Source organism: Brevibacillus sp., from assembly GCF_003521185.1.
GTDB classification, from domain to species: Bacteria; Bacillota; Bacilli; order Brevibacillales; family Brevibacillaceae; genus Brevibacillus; species Brevibacillus parabrevis.
In genome coordinates this window covers 48,895-69,843 of sequence record NZ_DOTK01000076.1, presented here as the reverse complement: position 1 = coordinate 69,843, position 20,949 = coordinate 48,895, and the positions used below count along the sequence as shown (strand labels likewise).

19 protein-coding genes and 1 pseudogene are annotated in these 20,949 nt (G+C 50.4%); 14 read left to right on the top strand and 6 right to left on the bottom strand.

Annotation, left to right across the window (positions count from 1 at the left end; genetic code table 11):
* Window positions 1-146 precede the first annotated feature (146 nt).
* From DEP07_RS22305 to cntE, 9 genes are read left to right on the top strand one after another with little or no spacing between them, the layout of a single operon-like run.
* Entirely contained in the window at window positions 147-992 is an 846-nt protein-coding gene (locus DEP07_RS22305; RefSeq protein ID WP_242773125.1) for a diaminopimelate epimerase, read from the top strand.
* A gap of 22 nt (window positions 993-1,014) precedes the next feature.
* Window positions 1,015-1,821, top strand: a complete 807-nt coding sequence (locus DEP07_RS22300; protein ID WP_287103023.1) for a methyltransferase domain-containing protein — start codon at window positions 1,015-1,017, stop codon at window positions 1,819-1,821.
* A gap of 11 nt (window positions 1,822-1,832) precedes the next feature.
* Window positions 1,833-3,134 carry an opine metallophore biosynthesis dehydrogenase gene (locus tag DEP07_RS22295; RefSeq protein ID WP_173597903.1) on the top strand — a complete coding sequence of 434 codons (1,302 nt, stop codon included), beginning with the start codon at window positions 1,833-1,835 and terminating at the stop codon, window positions 3,132-3,134.
* 37 nt (window positions 3,135-3,171) lie between these two features.
* On the top strand, window positions 3,172-4,785 hold the full coding sequence (gene cntA / locus DEP07_RS22290) for a staphylopine-dependent metal ABC transporter substrate-binding lipoprotein (protein ID WP_217023374.1): 1,614 nt from the start codon (window positions 3,172-3,174) through the stop codon (window positions 4,783-4,785).
* An 8-nt stretch (window positions 4,786-4,793) separates the two neighbouring features.
* Window positions 4,794-5,726, top strand: a complete 933-nt coding sequence (gene opp1B, locus DEP07_RS22285; protein ID WP_122962166.1) for a nickel/cobalt ABC transporter permease — start codon at window positions 4,794-4,796, stop codon at window positions 5,724-5,726.
* Window position 5,727: 1 nt separating this feature from the next.
* Window positions 5,728-6,621, top strand: a complete 894-nt coding sequence (gene cntC, locus DEP07_RS22280) for a staphylopine uptake ABC transporter permease subunit CntC (protein ID WP_122962167.1) — start codon at window positions 5,728-5,730, stop codon at window positions 6,619-6,621.
* A 6-nt stretch (window positions 6,622-6,627) separates the two neighbouring features.
* A complete protein-coding gene (cntD, locus tag DEP07_RS22275) occupies window positions 6,628-7,449 on the top strand; it encodes a staphylopine uptake ABC transporter ATP-binding protein CntD (RefSeq protein ID WP_122962168.1) in 822 nt (273 codons plus the stop codon).
* Window positions 7,436-8,179 carry an ABC transporter ATP-binding protein gene (locus tag DEP07_RS22270; protein WP_122962169.1) on the top strand — a complete coding sequence of 248 codons (744 nt, stop codon included), beginning with the start codon at window positions 7,436-7,438 and terminating at the stop codon, window positions 8,177-8,179. The genes cntD and DEP07_RS22270 overlap by 14 nt, the downstream gene beginning before the upstream one ends.
* Window positions 8,180-8,212: 33 nt before the next feature.
* Window positions 8,213-9,424, top strand: coding sequence for a staphylopine family metallophore export MFS transporter CntE (gene cntE / locus DEP07_RS22265; protein WP_122962170.1), 1,212 nt, complete (start codon window positions 8,213-8,215; stop codon window positions 9,422-9,424).
* 90 nt (window positions 9,425-9,514) lie between these two features.
* On the opposite strand, the gene DEP07_RS22260 is transcribed toward cntE, so the two are convergent.
* Entirely contained in the window at window positions 9,515-10,567 is a 1,053-nt protein-coding gene (locus tag DEP07_RS22260; protein ID WP_063229073.1) for a 2,3-butanediol dehydrogenase, read from the bottom strand.
* Window positions 10,568-10,900: 333 nt separating this feature from the next.
* On the opposite strand from DEP07_RS22260, the gene DEP07_RS22255 reads away from it, so the two are divergent.
* On the top strand, window positions 10,901-11,944 hold the full coding sequence (locus DEP07_RS22255; protein WP_122962171.1) for a LacI family DNA-binding transcriptional regulator: 1,044 nt from the start codon (window positions 10,901-10,903) through the stop codon (window positions 11,942-11,944).
* 73 nt (window positions 11,945-12,017) lie between these two features.
* On the opposite strand, the gene DEP07_RS22250 is transcribed toward DEP07_RS22255, so the two are convergent.
* Window positions 12,018-12,623: a TetR/AcrR family transcriptional regulator gene (locus DEP07_RS22250; protein WP_287103022.1), complete on the bottom strand. Its 606-nt coding sequence runs from the start codon at window positions 12,621-12,623 to the stop codon at window positions 12,018-12,020.
* A 130-nt stretch (window positions 12,624-12,753) separates the two neighbouring features.
* On the opposite strand from DEP07_RS22250, the gene DEP07_RS22245 reads away from it, so the two are divergent.
* Window positions 12,754-13,980 carry an MFS transporter gene (locus DEP07_RS22245; RefSeq protein ID WP_122962173.1) on the top strand — a complete coding sequence of 409 codons (1,227 nt, stop codon included), beginning with the start codon at window positions 12,754-12,756 and terminating at the stop codon, window positions 13,978-13,980.
* A 1,216-nt stretch (window positions 13,981-15,196) separates the two neighbouring features.
* Here DEP07_RS22245 and DEP07_RS22240 read toward each other — a convergent pair.
* Both DEP07_RS22240 and DEP07_RS22235 read right to left on the bottom strand, forming a co-directional pair.
* Complete coding sequence (locus DEP07_RS22240) at window positions 15,197-16,273, bottom strand: hypothetical protein (RefSeq protein WP_122962175.1); 1,077 nt, start codon at window positions 16,271-16,273, stop codon at window positions 15,197-15,199.
* Window positions 16,274-16,340: 67 nt separating this feature from the next.
* Window positions 16,341-17,195 carry a YiiX/YebB-like N1pC/P60 family cysteine hydrolase gene (locus DEP07_RS22235; protein WP_122962176.1) on the bottom strand — a complete coding sequence of 285 codons (855 nt, stop codon included), beginning with the start codon at window positions 17,193-17,195 and terminating at the stop codon, window positions 16,341-16,343.
* Between the two features lie 275 nt (window positions 17,196-17,470).
* Between DEP07_RS22235 and DEP07_RS22230 the strand changes: the two are divergent.
* Together DEP07_RS22230 and DEP07_RS22225 are read left to right on the top strand one after the other, a co-directional pair.
* Window positions 17,471-17,659 (top strand): annotated as a pseudogene (locus DEP07_RS22230) (hypothetical protein); the annotation flags it as partial.
* Window positions 17,660-17,894: 235 nt separating this feature from the next.
* The gene (locus DEP07_RS22225) at window positions 17,895-19,103 is read left to right on the top strand and encodes an MFS transporter (protein WP_173597910.1); all 1,209 of its coding nucleotides are present in this window, start codon (window positions 17,895-17,897) and stop codon (window positions 19,101-19,103) included.
* Window positions 19,104-19,151: 48 nt separating this feature from the next.
* Here the strand turns inward: DEP07_RS22225 and DEP07_RS22220 are convergent, their stop codons facing one another.
* A complete protein-coding gene (locus DEP07_RS22220; protein ID WP_229049792.1) occupies window positions 19,152-19,409 on the bottom strand; it encodes a hypothetical protein in 258 nt (85 codons plus the stop codon).
* A 48-nt stretch (window positions 19,410-19,457) separates the two neighbouring features.
* Window positions 19,458-19,817 carry a winged helix-turn-helix transcriptional regulator gene (locus DEP07_RS22215; protein WP_122962178.1) on the bottom strand — a complete coding sequence of 120 codons (360 nt, stop codon included), beginning with the start codon at window positions 19,815-19,817 and terminating at the stop codon, window positions 19,458-19,460.
* A gap of 175 nt (window positions 19,818-19,992) precedes the next feature.
* Here DEP07_RS22215 and DEP07_RS22210 point away from each other — a divergent pair, with 175 nt between their 5' ends.
* Window positions 19,993-20,835: an aldo/keto reductase gene (locus DEP07_RS22210; RefSeq protein ID WP_122962179.1), complete on the top strand. Its 843-nt coding sequence runs from the start codon at window positions 19,993-19,995 to the stop codon at window positions 20,833-20,835.
* The last annotated feature ends 114 nt before the right edge of the window (window positions 20,836-20,949 follow it).

Sequence of the window (20,949 nt, the reverse complement as noted above, 5' to 3'; positions counted from 1 at the left end):
ATGGCGACAAAAAAATATATTTGGAACACGTTGACAATCACCAGAATTGTACCATATAGTTATCGGTATTAAAACGTAATGATTACGTTTTTCATTTAAACAACCCAAGATGCTTACGTTAATCATATGTGTAAAGGGTGGGGATCATGAGGCAAGAAGTCGATTTTATCAAGTTCAATCCCACGCAAAACATGACGCTTCTGGTGAAAACGAAGCATCTGACGGAGCAGTATTCGCGCATTGCGTCCAGGCTGATGTCCTACGACAGCGTACATGCAGAGCAAGTCGGCTTTATTGAACAGGCGCAGCAGGATGGAGCGCGTGCTCATTTGCAAATGGCGGGAGGTGAATTTTGCGGAAATGCGTGCATGGCTCTGGCTGCTTGGCTCGCCTGGGAGAACGGTCTTGGCCCCAATGAGCGGACAGAAGTCCGGTTAGGGGTATCTGGAGCGGAAGGGCTTGTGAATTGCCGGGTCAACCGCCTCGCGGATGAATACTACTGCCAGCTTGATATGCCAGTGCCGCAGCGTTTGGAGCAGCGCACGATTTCGTACGAGGGCAGCGAATGGAACCTGGCGATGGTCAGATACCCGGACTTTTTGCACGTCGTGATTGAAGCCGAAGTCATTTGCGAGGATTTGCGGAAAAGGGCAGAGTCGCTGGCGAAGCTTCTTGGCTCGGTGTCGGAGTGGAGCATGGTCGGGATTTTGTTGTATCAGCCTGTCAGAAACGAGCTTGCGCCGCTCATTTACGTTCCCGAGCTGGACAGCTTGGTTTGGGAGCGCGGCTGCGGATCGGGAACCGCTTCGGTCGGTGCCTATCTCGCCTGGAAGCAGCAAAAAGATACGTCTGTTGAGATCAGACAGCCGGGAGGGACCATCCATGTGGATGCCACCTGGCGAGGGCAGGAAGTCGTTCGTTTGCAAATTGGCGGGTCTGTCGGCATTGTCGCACAAGGCAAAGCGTATATCGAAATAGGGAGTAACAATTGAAGAGGGTGAAGGTGGGAGTGGAGTGATCAAACCAGAACTGTTTCAGGAGTGTGTCCGGGATTTTTGCCACAGATTTTCCGAATTGGCGAAGGTGTATGACGGTACGATCCAGCACAGCTTCGAGCTTGCCGCTGTGATCGATGAATACTCTGCTTTTGTGACGGCAGAAAGCAACAAGGAAGCCTGGGAATGGCTGGTGCAAAACGAGCCGGAACCATTTCAAGGGCTGGTAGCGGATGTGAGGCAGGTGGCGTCGCGCTGCGTGGCGATCATGGAAAAATACCGGGCGTTGAAGCTGCTTGGCGGGCAAGCAGAAGGAGCGGACTACTTCAAAAATATCGAATCGTGCATCGAGGAGGAATTTGGGAGCTTTCAGGTAGGGGCAAACTCCAAAGTGCTGCTGGTCGGCTCCGGTTCCTATCCGATGACGCCTTTATTGATTGCGAAGCGCACTGGAGCGCCCGTCGTCGGGATCGATATAGACGAGGAGGCTATCCAGCTCGGGCAAAAAGTAGTCGATAGGCTTGGACCGGGTCTGCCGATTCAACTGGAGAGATCGTATGTCGAACAGCTTCCTGTGACGAAGGAGGCGACCCATATCATCTTCAGTTCGACTGTCTCGAATAAATACGAGATTCTCGATCAGCTGCACGCGCTGACAAAGGAAGACGTGGTCGTCGCCATGCGGTATGGCGATCACTTGAAGTCGCTGTTCAACTATCCGATGGAAGCGGTCGACGAGCAAAAGTGGAGGCTGGTCGAAACCGTCTTGCGTCCTGAGCATGTTTTTGACATCGCTTTGTATCGCAAAGCGGCAGTCATCCAATAGGGAGGTTGTGTATGAACGTCTTGCAACGAGTGTTGCTGCTGGGAACGGGTCCGGTAGCGGTTCAATTGGCTGTTTTGCTGAAAAACGAGTGGAACTGCCAGGTGGGAATGGTCGGGCGAAAATCGGTGCGCTCTGCGTCGTTCTTTTCGGCAGTCAAAGAAAGCGGCCAGCGCCTGATTGTCCATGTACAAAATGAGCAGCACCGCAGACTGGCTGGGGAATGCGTCCTCGATTACTTGTTTTGCGGGTATCAGACGGTTTATGGCGAGTGGGACACGATTGTTTTGTCTGTCACGGCCGATGCGTACATAGAAGTGTTGGAGCAACTGGATGAGTCGGTATGGCAGCAGGTGCGAAGAGTTGTCCTGATTTCGCCGACGTTCGGCTCCGGCGGCCTGGTCCGGCAATATTTGCAGGAGCGGCAATCGGACGCGGAAGTGATCAGCTTTTCTACGTATCTCGGCGACACACGCTGGTTGAATGGCGATCCGTCGCATGAAGTCGTGACGACAGGAGTGAAGAAAAAAGTCTTCATCGGCTCTACCAATCTGCTCTCTGCTTCTGTCAAAAGGCTGCGCGAGCTGTACGAGCGCATGGGAATTGCACTGGAAGCCAAGGATTCCCCGCTTGAGGCCGAGACGCGAAATATATCGCTGTACGTGCACCCGCCTTTATTCATGAACGAGTTTTCGCTGCGCGTCATTTTCGGAGAGGAAAAGGTGCCGAAGTACGTGTACAAAATGTTTCCGGAAGGTCCGATCACGCAGCACGTCATCTTCGATATGCTCGGGCTGTGGCAGGAAATCACGAATGTGGTAGAAAAGCTCGGCATGAAAGGCGTCAACCTTTTGCAGTTTATGACCGACGACAATTACCCGGTGCGTCTGGAGAGCCTGTCGCGCCGTGACATTGAGAACTTCCCGTTTTTCGAACCGATCCGTCAAGCGTATTTGCTGTATATCCGCTATACGTCTTTGCTGGTCGATCCGTACTCCGAACCGGATCAAAACGGCAGGTATTTCGACTTTTCCGCCGTTCCGATCCGCACGATGTTCGTCAACAGCGAAGGCAGCTGGGATATGCCGCGCATGCCGAAAGAGGATTACTACCGGATCAAAATGATTCGCGGAATTGCCGCGTATGTGGGCGCTCTTTGCCCGACGATGGACAAGCTTATCGCTACGTATGAAAAGAAACTGGAGGAAGCCGCTGCCGCGCTTGCAGGCGAGTCACTATCAGAGGCGTTTCGCGTGCAAAGCTTCGAGAGCGACGTGCAGCTGGTTTGCCGCGAGCTGGGAAAGGTGCATCACTAGACAGACAAAATGAACAGGAAACGCAGGAGGATCGAGCATGAAAAAAGCACAAGCAGGATGGCTATGGGGAGCAATCGTTTCGCTGCTGGTATTGGCGGGATGCGGAAATGAAAACGCAGCGCCGAGCGAACCGGAGAAGCAAGCCCGGGAACTTGTCATGGCTGTATCCAAAGATATAAAAGATATGAACCCTCATCTGTATACAGGCTCCATGTTCGCGCAGGGCATGCTGTATGAGTCGCTGGTGGAAAATACCGAAGCGGGAATCAAGCCGCTGTTGGCTGAATCTTGGGAGATTTCTGGAGACGGCAAGGTTTACACATTTCATCTGCGAAAAAATGTGACGTTTCACGACGGAGCGCCCTTCAACGCAGACGCTGTAAAGAAAAATATCGAGGCGGTCCAGCACAATGCCGCCAAGCATTCCTGGATCAAGCTGTCGACCAAGATCGCAAGCTGCAACGTGGTGGACGAGCATACTGTCGAGCTGGTGTTGACCGAGCCTTATTATCCGACTCTAGTGGAGTTGTCGATGACGCGCCCGTATGTGTTTGTCTCCCCGAAAAATTTTATCGAGGGTGAAACGAAAGACGGGCTGAACGGTTACAGCGGTACCGGGCCATACAGGCTGGTCGAGCATAAAGCGGAACAGTCCGCCGTCTTCGAAGCGAATGAACAATACTGGGGCGGTGCGCCAGCTGTCAAAAAAATTACAGCGAAGGTGCTTCCGGCGGGGGAAACAACGTATTTGGCGCTGCAAAAAGGCGAGGTCAATTTTGCCTTTACCGATGACCGGGGGGCGAACAATCTCGACGTAGAGGCGATGAACCAGCTGGAACAGTCGGGAAAATACCAGATTGTCCGCAGCCAGCCGATGAACACGAATTTTTTGGCAGCAAACAGCAGCAAGAAGGAGAGTCCCGTCCACGACCGCGCTGTCCGTGAAGCGCTCTGGTACGCGATGGACAGAGAGCTGATCAGCAAACAAATTTTTGCGGGAACGGAGCCGCCAGCCGACACTCTCTTTTCTTCCAACGTCAACTATGCCAATGTCGAGTTGAAGCAGCGCGAGTATGCTCCCGAAAAAGCCAAGCAACTGTTGGAGGAGGCAGGGTGGCTCGCGGAGCAGGCAGGCGGTGTGCGCAAGAAAAACGGAGCGGTGCTGGCGATGAAGCTCTACTACGATGTGAACTCCTCTGCGCAAAAAACGGAAGCGGAATGGATGCAGGATCAGTTGAAGGGGATCGGGATTCAGCTCGACTTGATCGGAGAGGAGTCCTCTTCTATTGCCAGCCGCAGATCCAGTGGCGACTACGATTTGCTTTTCAACCAAACATGGGGACTGGCTTACGATCCGCAAAGCACGATCGCGGCCTTTACTTCCAAGTCGTCCTACTACTACACGACAAGCGGCATTGCGCAGGCGGAAGAGTTGTATAAAAAAATCAACGACGTCATGGTGTCGACAGAGGAGCAAGCACGCAAGTCTCTTTACCGCGACATTTTGAATATCGTGCATGAGGAAGCGGTGTTCATTCCACTGACGAACGGCAGCGTCACGATTGTCGCTCCCAAAGCTTTGCAAGGCATTTCCTTTAAACAGACCCAATACGAGTTGCCGTTTGAACGCATGTCGTTTGCAACGAAGTGAGGATAGAGATGGGGCGTTATTTGCTAAAAAGGCTGCTGATTTCGATTCCGCTGCTTGTCTTGGTTTCGTTTTGCACCTTTTGCCTGATGCAATTCTCGCCGCTCGACCCGGCAGAGGTGGTGCTGCAAGCGCAAGGCGTACCGCAGATCACTCCGGAGCTGGTGGCGCAGACCAAAGCGGAGCTTGGCATGGACAAGCCGTTTATCGTGCGCTATCTGGATTGGCTCTTGAGCTGCTTGCAGCTTGATTTCGGCCATTCGTACGTCACGGGCAAATCGGTCTGGTCGCTGCTCGGTCCGGCTTTTGTCAATACGCTCAAGCTGACTTTGGTTTCAGTTGCCGCCATTCTCGTGCTGTCTGTCGCCCTCGGGGTTATATGCGCCCTGCAAGCAGGCAAGCGGACAGATCAAGCGGTCAGAGCTGTATCCTTTTTGCTGGCTTCGCTTCCACCCTACTTGCTGGCGGCGATATTGGTCTGGTACTTCGCAGTCAAGCTCGACTGGCTGCCGACGAGCGGCATGGATTCGTACAAAAGCTACTTGCTGCCTGTCGCTGTGACCACGATTGGCTACGCAGGCATTTATTTTCGCATGGTCAGGAGCGCGGTGCTTGGCAACTTGCATGAAGAGTATGTGCGTTACAGCCGGGCGTGCGGGCTGCCGGAGCGAAAAATCATGCTGCATGTCATAAGAAATTCGTTGCAGGTGACTACCGCCGTATTTTGCATGGCGATCCCTGTCATTTTAGGAGGCACCGTTGTGGTGGAAAACGTCTTTGCCTGGCCGGGGCTGGGAACGTTGAGCGTCAAAGCGATCATGAGCCGGGATTTTCCGCTCATTCAGGCGTACGTGCTTGTGCTGGCAGTCGCTTTTATTTTGTTCAACACGGTTTCAGATGTGCTTCAAGCGGCGTTGAATCCAAAGCTGAGGGAAGAGTTGTAGCATGAAATGGCTGAAAAATGCGCTTCACGACAAAGTCGCCATGGCATCGTTCACTTTTCTCGTGTTGATTGCGGCAGCCGGGATTTTTGCCCCGTTTCTGGCTCCCCATGATCCAAAAGCTGTGCATATGGATATGCGCTTTGCTCCGGCTTCGTGGGAGTATCCGCTTGGCAATGATCAGTTGGGGCGATGCGTCTTGTCCCGGCTGATCTACGGCATCCGTCCCAGCTTGCTGTGGGTGCTCGCAGCGCTCGTGTTGTCTGTGGGCATCGGGGGAATCGTCGGTTTTGTGGCCGGATATTTCCGCGGGCGGCTGGACGCCGTTTTGATGCGGTTGTGCGATGTCATGCTGTCTTTTCCCGGGTATGTGATGACTTTGGCCATCATCGGGATTATGGGAGTGGGCCTGGAAAATATTTTGATTGCGTTTGTCCTCTCCAAATGGCCCTGGTTTGCCAGGGTGATTCGCACCTCTGTGAGACAGTACGCAGAGGCGGATTATGTCCGGTTTGCCAAGGCGATCGGGATCAGCGACTGGCAAATCATGACGAGGCATATCGCTTTGGTGGCGACTCCCGACATCGCCGTGATTGCCAGCAGTTCCTTGGGGTCGATGATCTTGCAAATATCCGGATTCTCGTTTCTGGGGCTGGGAATCCAGGCTCCGAACGCCGAGTGGGGCATGATGCTGAGCGAAGCGCGGGAAGTCATGTTTTCCCGCCCGGAGCTGATGCTTGCCCCTGGTTTGGCGATCGTCCTGACGGTTTGCGCGGTCAACTTTTTGGCGGATGCGCTTCAGACAGCCCTGGACCCGAAGCTTGGGCGGAGCAGGCAAAAGCCGCAAGCGCTCGTTTCCGCCCTGGATACCGGAATCAGTGGAAAGAGCGGGAGGTGATTGCACATGGCTGTACTGGAAGTAGCGGATTTGCAAATTTGGGACAGCGGCACGAATCAATGCCTGGTCGCTGGCAGTTCTTTTCAGGTAAAAGCCGGGAGTTGTCTGGCGATTGTCGGGGAAAGCGGGAGCGGGAAGTCGCTGACCTGCAAGGCGATTATGCGGCTGAACGACAGCGGGCTTCGTCAGTCTGGAGAAATCCGGTTCAAAGGGGAGAACTTGCTGGCTCTCTCGGAAAAAGAGATGCGCCAAAAGCGCGGGAAACAGATTTGCCTGATTGTGCAAAATGGAATGCGTGCCTTTGACCCTTCATGCGTAGTCGGGGTGCATCTGCTTGAGACGATTGCTACTCACTTTGACTGGGGCCGTGACGAGATAACGACCAGGCTGACAGCGGCCATGGAGAGCGTCATGCTGAGAAATCCGCGGGAGATCATGAACAAGTATCCCCACCAGTTGTCCGGAGGGATGCTGCAACGGATCATGATTGCCCTGGCGCTTGTGCTTGCCCCTGATCTCATCATCGCTGATGAGCCGACGACCGCTCTCGACGCCGTCTCGGCCTTTGAAGTGGTAGAGCAGCTCATGGCTTTGCGTCAGAACACGGGCTGCGCGATGATTTTCGTCTCGCACGACTTGGGCGTCGTCAAAAAGATCGCGGATGAGGTGCTGGTCATGAAGGAAGGGGCAGTGGTCGAGAGCGGAGCGGCGCACCAGATCTTTTCCAAGGCGCGGCATGAGTATACGCGTTATCTCGTGTCCAACAAGCTTGCGCTCAGCCAGCGATTCAGCCAGGTGATGGGAGGCGTGGACGTTGCTGAAGGTTGAAGGGGTAGCGAAAGCGTATAAAAAAGCAGGTCTTTTTTCCAGAGAAAGAGAGCAAGTGCTGGCGGATATCCATTTTGCCTGCGATTACGGAGAATGTCTGGGGATCATCGGGGAGAGCGGAAGCGGGAAGTCGACGCTGGGACGGCTCGTGCTGGGGATTGAGCAGCCGGATCGCGGAAGCATTTTGTTCGAGGGAGAGAGCGTGACGAAGCGCAGGGGCCGAGCCGGGAAAATCAGCGCTGTGTTCCAGGATTACACTTCTTCGATCAATCCGTTTTATACCGTCGAAGCGGCGATTATGGAGTCGTTGCGCCTGATCGGGATGGGAGGGCAGGAGGCAAGTGACAAGCTCGACTTTTTGCTGGATCAGGTCGGGCTTGATCGCTCCTATCGCCAAAAGCATCCGCATGAGCTGTCCGGGGGCGAAGTGCAGCGAGTGTGCATCGCAAGGGCTGTCGCGACAAATCCCACGTGCATCGTCCTGGACGAAGCGATCAGTTCGTTGGACGGTTCCGTGCAAATGCAGGTGCTGCAATTGTTGAAGCAGCTCGGGCAGACATACCGCATGAGCTACCTGTTTATTACGCACGATTTGCAGGCGGCGGCTTATTTATGCGACCGGGTGATGATCGTACATCGCGGACGAGTGGTAGAGACGGTCGCGGTCGAGCAACTGAAAGACGTACAGTCTGCCTATGCCAGAAAGCTGTTGGGCATGGTCATGCTGTAATGTAACGACGACAGACAAGGAGGGAGAGCTGTTGTGAAGGGAGCGTTGGCCTGGCCTTTTTTGCGGTTGTATGTTTTGACTCTTTTCTATTTTAGCGCCAACTCCATACTGAATGTGATCATTCCGCTGCAAGGCTCATCGCTGGGGGCTTCCAATACGACCATCGGGATAGTCATGGGGGCGTATTTGTTTACGACAATGCTGCTGCGCCCGTGGGCTGGTCACATTATTCAAAAGCGCGGGCCGATCAAGGTGCTCCGCACGATTTTGATCCTGAACGGGGCGGCGTTGATCCTGTACACGTTTACCGGACTGGAAGGGTATTTTGTCGCTCGCATGCTGCAAGGGGTGTGCACGGCCTTTTTCTCCATGGCTTTGCAGCTCGGCATTATTGATGCCCTGCCGGAAAAAGAACGCTCCCAAGGGATATCGATGTACTCGTTGTGCGCGTATTTGCCAGGGATCGTCGGGCCGCTTTTGGCTTTGGGCATCTGGCAGCCCGGGGAGATGGGCAGCTTTGCCGTCACGATGATCGCGATTGCGATTTTGACGGGTGTGGTCGGGTTCACCGCCAAAATCGACGATCCAAGCGATGGGCAAGCCGGGGCTGGCGGGCAAGGACAGGCGAATGCGAATGGAAAAGCGGAAACCTTTTCGGCGTTCGGCCCATTTTTCAAAAATCCGCACTTGCTCGCATGCAGTGTGCTGATGCTGACATCCTCGCTTGTATTCGGGGCGGTGACTGCTTTTATTCCGTTGTACGCACTGCAAATTGCCGGCGGTCATGCGGGAGTTTTCCTGATGCTACAGGCGGGAACGGTCGTTTTGGCGCGATTTGTTTTGCGAAAAAAAATTCCTTCCGATGGCAAATGGCGCGCTTCTTTTATTATGGGAGTGATGCTTATACTCGCTGTCGCGGCACAGAGTGTGAGCTTGTCCGCTGCGGGCGGGTTTGTCTTCTTTTACGTAGGGGCTGTGTTGATGGGAATCGCGCAGGCGCTGCTCTATCCGACATTGACCACGTATTTGACCTTTGTTTTGCCGCAGGCAAGCCGCAATGTCCTGATCGGTTTGTTTATCGCCACAGCCGATCTCGGTGTTTCGCTCGGCGGAATTATCATGGGGCCAGTCGCGGATTTGTCTTCGTATTCGTTCATGTATATGCTGTGCGCTTTGCTGGGAGTGGCTATGACCTTGTTTGCCTATGAGCGGCGCAAAGCGCTGACAGAGGCGAAGGCGGCGTAGAAAAGAAAAAGGAGCGGAAGGCCGGAGTGTAGCCAGCCTGTCCGCTCTTTGTTTTGTGAGAGGGATTCATGATATTGGAATCGTTTTCGATTACGCTTTTGGACTGACGAGGATTTTCACCTGATTTTTCTCTTTCAGGAGCGCTTCGAAGCCGTGATCGACGATTTCGTCCAGCTTGATGCGTTGGGTAACGAGCTTGTCCGCCGGGAAGAAGCCTTTTTCCATCAGGCTGATTACGGCCGGGAATACGTCGCGGTAGCCGATGATGCCAGTCATGGAGCGTTCTTTCATGACGATGTTGTTCGGCTTGATCGACGCTTCGCGTTCGAAGATGCTGACGATCATGATTTGTCCGGCGATTTTCGTAGACTCGATCGCTTGGGTGAGAACTGGTGGCACGCCTGTTACTTCGAAGGCAATGTCAGCCCCGCCGTTGGTGCGGTTGTGAATTTCCTGAACCACGTCGTATTCTTGTGGGTCGAGGACGATTGCGCCCAGCTCTGCTGCCTTGCTTTTGCGCTCAGGAGACAGCTCGACAGCGTAAATTTCTGCTGCGCCTGCCGCTTTCAACGCTTCGATCACGAGCAATCCGATTGGTCCGGCACCGAAGACGACTGCTTTGTCTCCTGCTTTCAGTTGGCTGGAACGCACAGCGTAAAGAGCTACAGCAGATGGCTCGACCAGTGCGCCTTGCTCATAGGAGAGGCTGTCCGGGATTTTGTGAACCATGTGTTCGTCGCAAGCAACGTATTCCGAGAAGCCGCCACCGCCGCCAGCGAGGCCGAGGAAGCCCATTTTGCTGCACAGGTTGTATTTGCCCTGGTTGCACGCCGCGCAAGTGCCGCACGCGAAAACAGGTTCAACAACGACGCGGTCGCCAACCTTGATATTTTGTACGCCTTCACCGATCTCGACAACTTGTCCGGAAAATTCATGTCCCATGACAATTGGCGCTTTTTCGCCAGTGAGCGGGTGAGCGGTTCCTTCCGGGATGAAGATTGGTCCAGCTACGTATTCATGCAGGTCGCTTCCGCAAATGCCGCACCATTCCACTCTGATTTTTACCTGTCCTTTGCGAGGTTCAGGTTGTTCGATTGTTTCCAGACGGAGGTCCTTTAAACCATGCCAGCGTAACGCTTTCATAAATGGTCAGCTCCTTGTAGGTGGATAAAATATATGATGATCGGAATCAGTAATTAAAACAGGAAACGTTTCCGAAAAATAATATGTCATAACTTTGACATATTGTCAAACTGTAATATCGAGTGGAAATCGTGCGACTGATTGTTGAGTGGGAAATCGAGCGAATGTTTTTGGTTTGGCTGAAAATATCCGTTGTTGCATGCGTGAAGCGCTCTGACCGGGCGTGGCGTTTGCATTACCGCCAGAGCCGCGTGTGATATAATAACGATAATAAAAGCGGCAGATTCGTAAGAAAGCAGAAAACGATTCCAAGCAGGAAAGGAAAGCATTGCATTGGATACCAATCATAAAGTGACGATTGAAGACGTGGCGAAAAAAGCAGGGGTAGGAATTGCTACTGTGTCGCGAGCGATCAATGACAGCGAAGGGATCAGCCCGAAGACGAAAGCGCTGGTTCTGCAGGTGATTGAGGAACTCGGATTTACCCCGAACACTTCTGCGCAGAGCCTGAAAGTACGCCAGACGTATCAGATCGCGCTGGCTGTGCCGGACATTCGCAACGCGATTATCCCGGACATTGCCTGGTCTGTGGAGCAAGCGGCGAAGCAGCACGGCTATCGCGTCGTGCAAATCAACACGTCAGGCAATGCGCGGACCGAGCTGGAGACTGTCCGCGAGGTGAAAAAGCTGCATGTGGACGGGCTGATCATCATGCCGCTCGCCTACCCGAAAACGCTTGTTCCGCTGATCAACAAGGCGAGCGTCCCGGTTTCGATTATCAACTACGGGAAAAGGCTTGAAGAAAACGTGAAGGCCGACGTCGTCAGCATGGCTCGCCAGGAGGGGCGGCTTGTCATGGAGCATCTGATCAAAATCGGGCGGACGCGGATTGCTTACGCCGGGGCGCCTAAAGACAAGATCGAGGAACGCTACTTTGCCTACGAAGGATCGCTCAGTCACGTCGATCCTTCGCTGGTGTATTTCGGCGAGGACTTCTCCTTTGAGACTGGCCGCCGGGCCGCTGACTATTTTTTCAGCCTGAAAAACATGCCGGACGCCATCTACGCGGTCAACGACATGGTGGCGATTGGGATCGTGAATCGCTTCAAAGAGCTGGGCGTTCGCGTTCCGGAAGATGTGGCGATCGTGGGGATCGACAACAACGTCTGGACGACGATCACGACTCCGCAGATCAGTTCTGTGTCCATCATGGGGGAGGAAGTGGCACGGCTGGCTACCGAGCTGCTTTTGAAACGGATTCGCGAAAACGGTTCCGGTGCATATGAGCGGGTACAGTTTGAACCGAGGCTCATTGTCAGGGAATCAAGCGTGGCGATGATTCGCAAGTCGCCGATGGATAACGAGCTGCCAAGATGAAGGAAGCCGAGAGCTGGACAGGAAGGAATTGCTCCTGCGATCTCTCGGCTTTTTTTATTGGGGAAAAGCCGATTTATTTCAGCGGCTCTCTCGTCAGCAACAGACCGTTCAATAAAGCGGTGAGGCTTTGCAGCGCTTTGGACAAATCCGCTTCCGGCGCGTCGGAGTTGGCGAGCCAAAAGGCAGTATCAGCCAGGCCGCCGTTCAACAGCCGGGCAAGCGCTTCGTGGTCTGTTTTGACAATCATGCCATCTTCCATCAACTGGCGGAGCGTTTCCGCCATCGTCGCCAGGCATTGGGACTGGGAGGATTGCCAGTAGGCATTGCCCAGGATGGAAGGTGCGTCCCGCAGGACAATGCGCTGAATCTCCGGCTCAAGCGCCATGGCGAGATAAGAGCGGCAACGGCAGACAAAGCCTTCCCATGCATTTTCCGCTTCTGTGGAGATGGTGGCGAGCTTTTCGTCCATTTCTGCGTCGATTTGCTTGACCACTTCTGCGAGCAGACCTTTTTTGTCTCCGAAATGATGGTAAAGCGCTCCGCGGGTAAGTCCGACAGAGGCTGTGAGATCGTCCATGGATGTGTCCGCATATCCGATTGTGCCAAAGGCTTGTCTGGCTGCACTTACCAGCTTGGCGCGGGTTTCTGTTAGCATTTCTTGGCGTGTCTTGCGGGTCATGGGACTCCTCCTGTTTGATTGGTATGGATTGACATACGTCGCGTATGTTTTTATGATATTGGCATACGGGACGTATGTCAACTTGAAAGGACGGTCGTGACAAGTCATCCTACATTTACGGAGGTGCACCATGTTTCGCTCATACCGTGAGATATTTCAAACTCCTGGAACGAAGGGGTTTTCTGCGGCTGGCTTTATTGCCAGAATGCCGATTTCCATGATGGGGATCGGAATCGTTACCATGCTGTCTCAACTGCGAGGCGAGTATTGGCTGGCAGGTGCTGTGGCAGCGACGTTTGCCTTGGCATCTGCGCTCTTGGCTCCCCATATCTCGCGGCTGGCTGACAGGCTGGGGCAATCCCGCGTGCTGCTGCCTGCTGCGGGGATCAGCGTAACCGCTGCTGCTATTTTGCTTTTATGCACAAGGCTCGGGGCGCCGGACTGGACGCTGTTTTTGGCAGCGCTGTTCGCCGGGGGAATGCCGAACATGGCAGCGATGGTGCGCGCTCGCTGGGCTGCGATTTTGGGCGGCTCCCCCAAGCTGCACACCGCGTTTTCTTTTGAATCGGTGGTGGATGAGATTTGCTTTATTGTCGGACCGATCGTTTCCGTAAGCTTGAGTGTGGCAGTCTTTCCCGAAGCGGGGCCGCTGTTGTCTTGCCTTTTCCTGCTGACAGGAGTGGTGCTGTTTACGCTGCAAAAGGGTACAGAGCCAAAAGTGCGCCCTATTGATCCTGAGGAAAAAGGGAGCGTCATCAAGCTCGGCTCCTTGCAGGCACTGGTGTTTACGCTCGCAGCCATGGGTGTCATTTTTGGCGCGGTGGATGTCGTCACGGTAGCTTTTGCCGAGGAACAGGGCAACAAAGTCGCTGCGAGCATCGTGCTATCGATATACGCAGTCGGCTCGTGCCTGGCTGGGCTTGTGTACGGTACGCTCAGCTTGAAAGCGCCTTTGCACCGACAATTTTTACAGGCAGTCGCGCTGTGCATGGTCATGATGCTGCCGCTGTTTTTGGTGAGCAACCTCTTCTCCCTCGCCATCGTCGTGTTCTTCGCTGGCCTGTCAGTGGCGCCAACGATGATTGTGACGATGGGGCTGGTGGAAAAAATTGTCCCGCGATCGATGGTGACAGAAGGCATGACATGGGCTATTACAGGCTTGGGGATTGGCGTGGCGTTCGGCTCTGCGGCAGCGGGCTGGGTGATCGACGGGTTCGGTTCCCACGCAGGCTTCATGGTGGCGATTGTGGCGGGAGTTTTGGCCATGCTGATCGCGGGATTGGGCTATCGTTCGTTGCGCTCGGCGCATATTCGCGCCATCTCGCGCGCGGAGGAAGCAGCTGTGAAGCATGGGTAAAGGTGTGTTTGGTAGGAATGTTGCCGTTGGATGCGACTATGAGAAAATTGGAGCTGGGATGAGAGTGTATAGAACGACACTTTTTCTTAGAGTTTTTATAATGCTCATTCGCAAAATAAAGATAAGAGCGGAAATGAAACCTGTTAAATCAATGATGCACTGAGAACTGGTCTGCCAACTGCTTACATGAATTAAGGAAACCAACGGATGGACAAAAGTAGTTTAGCTTAGCATGCACATTGAACTGTAATACGATATTGTATTTGCTCTGAAATACGGAAGACAGGTGATTTACGGCAAATGAAATCGAAAGCAGGAAAACTCTTGTGGGAGCTGTACGAGCGAAAAGGGGAGAAGTAGTTGTAGAGGAAGCTTGCGCAAATCATATTAATACTGGTCAGCATTCTTTCCCAACTAAGTGTGTCCGAATTCATGGGGGACTTAAAGAGAGAAGCTCACTGATGATTTTTGAAAGTTTGAAAATATAAAGTAACTATAGGGAAGTCGACAGTCCTGTTGAAGAATATATATGTGGAGACGATAGGATGAAGCAGGAAAGTGATTGAAGAATACAAACGAAGCCATCTGTGGGGGAATTTTGAAGGTTAGCGTTCAGGTGAGAGATAGAGGAAGTGAAGTAGAGACAGCGTTCACGTTTAAGGTTTGTAACAGCAGTTGGGAGCAAAAAAGGAAGGAGCCACAACTTTCAACATCACGACAGGTTGTGGCTCATAACTGAATGAAGTATATATGTTGCCCAATATAGAGCATGCTCTTGGTTCAACAAACTGCCAAGTAACGAAGAAAATAGCAGCCCCATTACGTAATTTTTTGACACGTTAATCTGGAAGAGCATTGTATAGGCTCAATAGTAAATTACGTATGTTGATCTCCTCAGTCCTCCCTGAAATTATGAATTAATTTTCTAAGCAAGCTCGCGATTCCCATTCCAATAGATGCAGTAAGCAAATTAATAAATAGAAATGAAATTGACCAAGTCAATGCAAAATATTTTAGGAACAGAATCCCTAGCATCGCATTAGTGAATAAAAGGACAAGAAAATGAATCTTTGGTAAAAAAAAACGTAAACACCCAGTGATAATTATAGAAAGTATATGAAATGCAATTAAATAAGAACCAATAAATATTAAAAATTCCATAATTCCACTTCCTTTGAAGCGAATTGTTAAACAACAAATTACTTTTTTGAACTATCTAATTATTGGTTATATCGAAGTCAACTAATCTTAGATTATCTAGTTTCTCAAGATAAAAATTAGCTAATACAGAGCCATCATCGATGCTATATTGCCGAATAAGTCCTTCATATTTATAGGATTTTCCGTAATATGCTTTATCAAATGTATATAGAACGTGTAATACTTTGCCTTTAATTTTGGATTGGATACTAATTAAATGCTCATTTGATTCATTTTGCAATTTCAAGACACTATTGACCTTATTTTGTTTTATCTGAATAAAAACTCCATTATAGAACAGCACATGTATTCCTTGGTAAGCAGGAAATATTTTAAATACTTTACCAGTTCCGTTTGTAAGGGGTATCTCTTGAAGATTATCTGCTGTATCTATAAATAGCAATTTTCCATCATTAGAATACATATATATCAAATCGTTACTTGTGGTAATGGATCTGAACTCAAATCGGGGAGATCTGCCAAGTACAAATTTTTTTACTATTTCACCATTGAAATTTACTTTTAATATTTGCTCTTCTTTAACTGTTGGGTCAAATGTTAATACATATATATGATTATTAAAAAAGGTTCCGCTTGTGAAAAATCCATTATTTAGAACAAATTCGACAGGTTCACTTTTAGCGTTAAGTAAATATATTCCACTCGTGTAAGAAATAATTCCCTTCTCTTTTTTTTGCCCCCAGTTGGTGATAAATGTAATTTTATCATTGTTATAGAATGTATTTGTAATTCCTTTTCCTGACTCAATTCTTTTCTTAATTAACCGCCCATTTTTAGAAAGAATATAGTAATCGCCTTTATATCTAGAAGAAATATAAAAATCATTCTTATGCTTAATAAGACTATTTAATGCTCCTTGGTCAATACTCTCTTCATTTATTTTTTTGTCTTCAGAATATATCTCTAATTTACTTTTGTTCTCTATAAATGAAGTGCGAAGTATTATGTAATTTTCTGCATTTTTATTAATCTTATATGAAAGTTGTCCGGTGCTTAACATTATTATACTTAAAACACCTGTAACTCCAAAAACTAACAGAAAAAATTTAAAACGTAAATATTTACTTCTCATAGACTCTCCTTTTTAATATAGACAGAAAGGTAGGAAAATACGGGATTTTCCTACCTTTCTTGTGCTTTTAGATACCAGCACTGTAGAATGGGATAACCTTCGAAGAATTAGCAATATCTTCTGGCCATACTTCATCTCCGCCATCAGAATCTAGGTTAAAGCCTTGGTTATACCATGCACGCCAGACTATTTGTGAGCAGTAGAAAGATGTAGTGTCCCATTTGTCGAAGTAATTAAAGTTGTAAGGTTTGTACAAGTTGTCCTCAGCGTATAGTGCAGCGTCAGTGTAGTCGGATAAAGAAGCTTTTTTTACGTGATATCCTGCCACAGTATCGTATCGATTTGCCCAGTCATTTATGTGCCAATAAACGCCGTCAATTTTCGGCGCTTGCGGACTCCACCCTTTTGCGAACGACTCTATAGTCCAGGAGTTGCTATCCTCAGATACAATAGCAGCATGACCTCCGTAAAACGTACCTGAACTTTCTGATCCAGAATCAAGTGTAATCAGTATATCGCCATAAGTGCCAATCTGCCCGGTTCCAGATGTCGTTTCCAACTGAAGTTCCCCAGATTCTTCATTGTAAGAGAAGTTCTGTTTCTCAAATTTAGGATCGATTGACGTAATAATACGGATCATCTCAACCTTTTCATTCTTTTTCCCTAGGTTGGCTTTCTGTTTGTCTACTTCGTCCTTAAATTCTTCACGTTGTTTTTGGATGATTTTCGACCAGTTCTCCCTTGTCTGTTTGAGTCGTTCTTGTCTCTGGTTCAGCAATTTGATTACCTCTTGTTCGCTTTTCCCACTTGCTAAGGCAACTTTTTGAATTTCCTCATTGTTGTACTCTGATTCAGCATTCACGATACTTAATGGGCTGGATATTAATGCAAAGATAGCAAAAGCGCTCAGTAACTTTTTCATAAAGTCCTCCTAAATTAAAATTGTAATGATATAAACAGGATGGAAATTGCGAAAAACTTACCTTTTTGTCCCGAAGTGTAAGTAGATAACTTTTTATGAAAAATTTTACATTTTTTATTTTGTATGTCAATGCTATTTGCTAAATTAATTCTATTAATTTGACTACGCTTATGCTCACTCATTTTTTCCTGTTTTTAGTGCTAAAATTTCATTAGCTTTTTGCTACTTACAATCCACATGATCACCTTTTGACTGATCATCTTTTATTTTGCTGTATGACGATGATCGTGGTGACGCACGAGATGGGCTTTGCCCGCGAAGTGGCAGACCGAGTCGTCGTCATGCACGATGGCAGGATCATTGAAGAAGGCCCGCCAGCTCGGCTTTTTTCTGCGCCAAGTCATGAACGAACCAAACGATTTTTAAGCCAGCTGTCGTCAGAGCGTCTCACCGGCCAGTTATAAAGGGCCGAGAGACGTTTTTTTGTGCAAAGGGAACGCGGGCCAGGCAGGCTTGAACAGATTTATCCGGCGCGCCTAAGGCACTTTTTTGTGCCTATGCTACTAAAAAGTACGTACTTCCGCTAAAAGCTCGCATGCTCGATAATGGCAATCAGCAACACAACATATTCGCCAATCATGATGCGCAAGGGCCCTGCCGAATGACTGGCAAGTAAAATAACAGGAGGATGTTTTCATCATGAGCACAGCTATCAACCGAGAGCAGCATGAAAAAGGTGCGAAAAACTCCACGCTCGCTTTACTTGCTCTCGCAATCAGTGCATTTGGCATTGGAACGACGGAGTTTGTCATTGTCGGTCTGTTGTCTACTGTCGCGCAAGATTTGCATGTAACGATCACGCTCGCCGGACTTTTGATTTCCGGCTACGCGCTGGGCGTGGCTGTGGGAGCGCCGATCATTACCGCGCTGACCAGCCGAATCCCGCGCAAGACGCTGCTGCTTTTGCTAATGGTGGTCTTCATCGTCGGAAACAGCGTCGCTGCGCTGTCATCAAGCTTTGCTTTGCTGCTCATTGCCCGTTTCATCACGGCCTTTTCCCATGGTGTCTTCTTTTCCATTGGCTCGACCATTGCGGCAGACCTGGTGCCTGAAAATAAACGGGCAAGTGCGATCGCGACGATGTTTACCGGATTGACGGTCGCCACGGTTACAGGTGTGCCTTTGGGAACGTTTATTGGTCAAATGTTTGGCTGGAGAGCGACGTTTTGGGGCGTAGCCATCCTTGGCCTGATTGCTTTGGTGGCGACCGCGATACTCGTTCCCAGCCAGTTGAAAACAGGCAAGCTTGCCTCGCTGAAAGACCAAGTGAAAATTATCACAAATAGCCGATTGTTGCTGGCCTTCGCCATTACGGCACTCGGTTACGGCGGAACGTTTGTCACCTTTACGTTTTTGACGCCGCTTTTGGAAGAGATCACAGGCTATCATGCCAATGTCGTCAGTCTGATTTTGCTTGTGTACGGCATCGCTATTGCCATCGGTAACACAGTCGGAGGGAGGGCAGCCGACAAAAATCCGCTGCGAGCGTTGTTCTTCATGTTTGTGGTTCAGGCAGTCATTTTGCTCATTCTTACGTTTACCGCGCCGTTCAAGGTGGCAGGCACGATTACGATTATGTTGATGGGCTTGCTGGCGTTCATGAATGTGCCAGGGCTGCAAGTATACGTGGTGCAGCTCGCGGAAAAATACGTTCCCGGCGCGGTGGATGTGGCGTCTGCGATCAATATTGCTGCGTTCAATCTCGGAATCGCCATCGGAGCTTTTGTAGGGGGAATCGTCGTAGATTCGCTGGGCTTGATTCATACGCCGTGGATCGGCGGAGTGATGGTGTTGGGGGCGGCGATTCTTACTGCCATCAGCGGAAAACGGGAAAAGGCGCGCCGTTGATTGGCTGCGTTCTTGAAAAAACGAAGCAGGCTGTGATCTACTCGCGGATCACAGCCTGCTTTTTGTGTGGAGGAGGACGCGTATTTGTCTGCCAGTTCGTCCAACACTTCGATGAGCGGCAACGTCTTTTTCAGACCAGACTCGCGAAAGTTCGCCGACCATTTCCCGCATTTCACTGGCAACCGAGGAAAAGGAGTAGACCATGTCATTGCCGTTGCTGAACTGCCAGCAGCCAAGCCCCAGCGGCGACAGCAGCAGGGCAGAGCTGCCCAACTGGCGCAAAACAGGAGATGCGGTTGCTTCCAAGGTGAACCTATCCTTTTCTCAATCACATGAATGGGGGTGCCGCGGTTGTTATTTATTGAGAATGCTGTCTTCCAATACAGCATATTTGTCCCCGTACTCCTTGATAATATGCTGTTCACCCCAGGCGCATAACGCGTCCAAAATGCTTTTCAGGCTCCAGCCGTACTCGCTCAGCTCGTACTCGACCTTTGGCGGAACCTGATTGTAAGTGATCCGGTTGATAATCCCATCGTCTTCCAGCTCGCGTAGCTGTTGGGTGAGCATTTTTTGCGTGATGCCGGGCATGAGCCGCTTCAACTCGCTCGTGCGTTTTTTCCCGTGCGTCAGATGGCAAAGAATGACGCACTTCCATTTGCCGCCGATAACTTCGAGTGTGGCTTCGACTGAAATGTTGTACTTCTTTTTCAAGAACGGTTCCCTCCTGCATGCATAGGCACTTTTTAGTACCTATCGCACAAAAAAGTACGTACTTTCTCTTTTGGCTATTGTCTCTCATAATAGCACTTGTCAAACCGTACCCCGCATATTTGACTACTGTAGACTGTCTTTCATAAATAGACAATAGGGATGGAGGAAATTAATCATGGCAAAGCATTTGCAAGAGACTACCACACTGTACAACGGCGTGAAAATGCCTTGGCTGGGCCTTGGCGTATTTAAAGTCGCGGAAGGATCGGAGCTGGAAAACGCCGTAAAAGCTGCGATCCGGCACGGCTACCGGAGCATCGACACGGCGGCGATTTACGAGAACGAAGAAGGTGTCGGACGCGGCATTGTCGCTGGCCTGAAAGAAGCGGGCTTGGCGAGAGAAGACCTTTTTGTGACGTCAAAAGTGTGGAACGCCGACCTTGGCTACGAATCCGCCTTGGCTGCCTACGAAACGAGCCTGAACAAGCTGGGGCTGGATTACCTCGATCTGTACTTGATTCACTGGCCGGTGGAAGGCAAATTCAAAGAGGCGTGGAGAGCGCTGGAAACTTTGTACAAAGCAGGGCGCGTCAAGGCGATCGGAGTGAGCAACTTCCACATTCATCATCTCGAAGAGCTGCTCAAGGACGCCGAAATCAAGCCGATGGTCAACCAGGTGGAGTTCCATCCGCGACTGTCCCAAACAGAGCTGCGCGCCTACTGCCGGGAGCAGGGCATCCAGTTTGAAGCGTGGTCGCCGCTGATGCAGGGCCAATTGCTGGACAATCCTGTCCTGAAAGGGATCGCTGAGAAGTACCAAAAATCGATTGCCCAAATCATCTTGCGCTGGGACTTGCAGCATGGCGTTGTGACGATTCCGAAATCGACAAAAGAACAGCGCATTGTCGAGAATGCCTCGGTGTTTGATTTTGAGCTGACAAAAGAAGATATGGAGCTGATCGACGGCTTGAATGAAAATCATCGCGTCGGTCCAGATCCGGACAACTTTGATTTTTAATCGATACAGAAAAAGGGTATAGAGCCGCCTCTATATCCTTTTCTTTTTGGGAAGCGGGAACTGAAACTTGTCAATCTTCCGACACATATTCATGCCCAAAATAGCCAGGTTGAG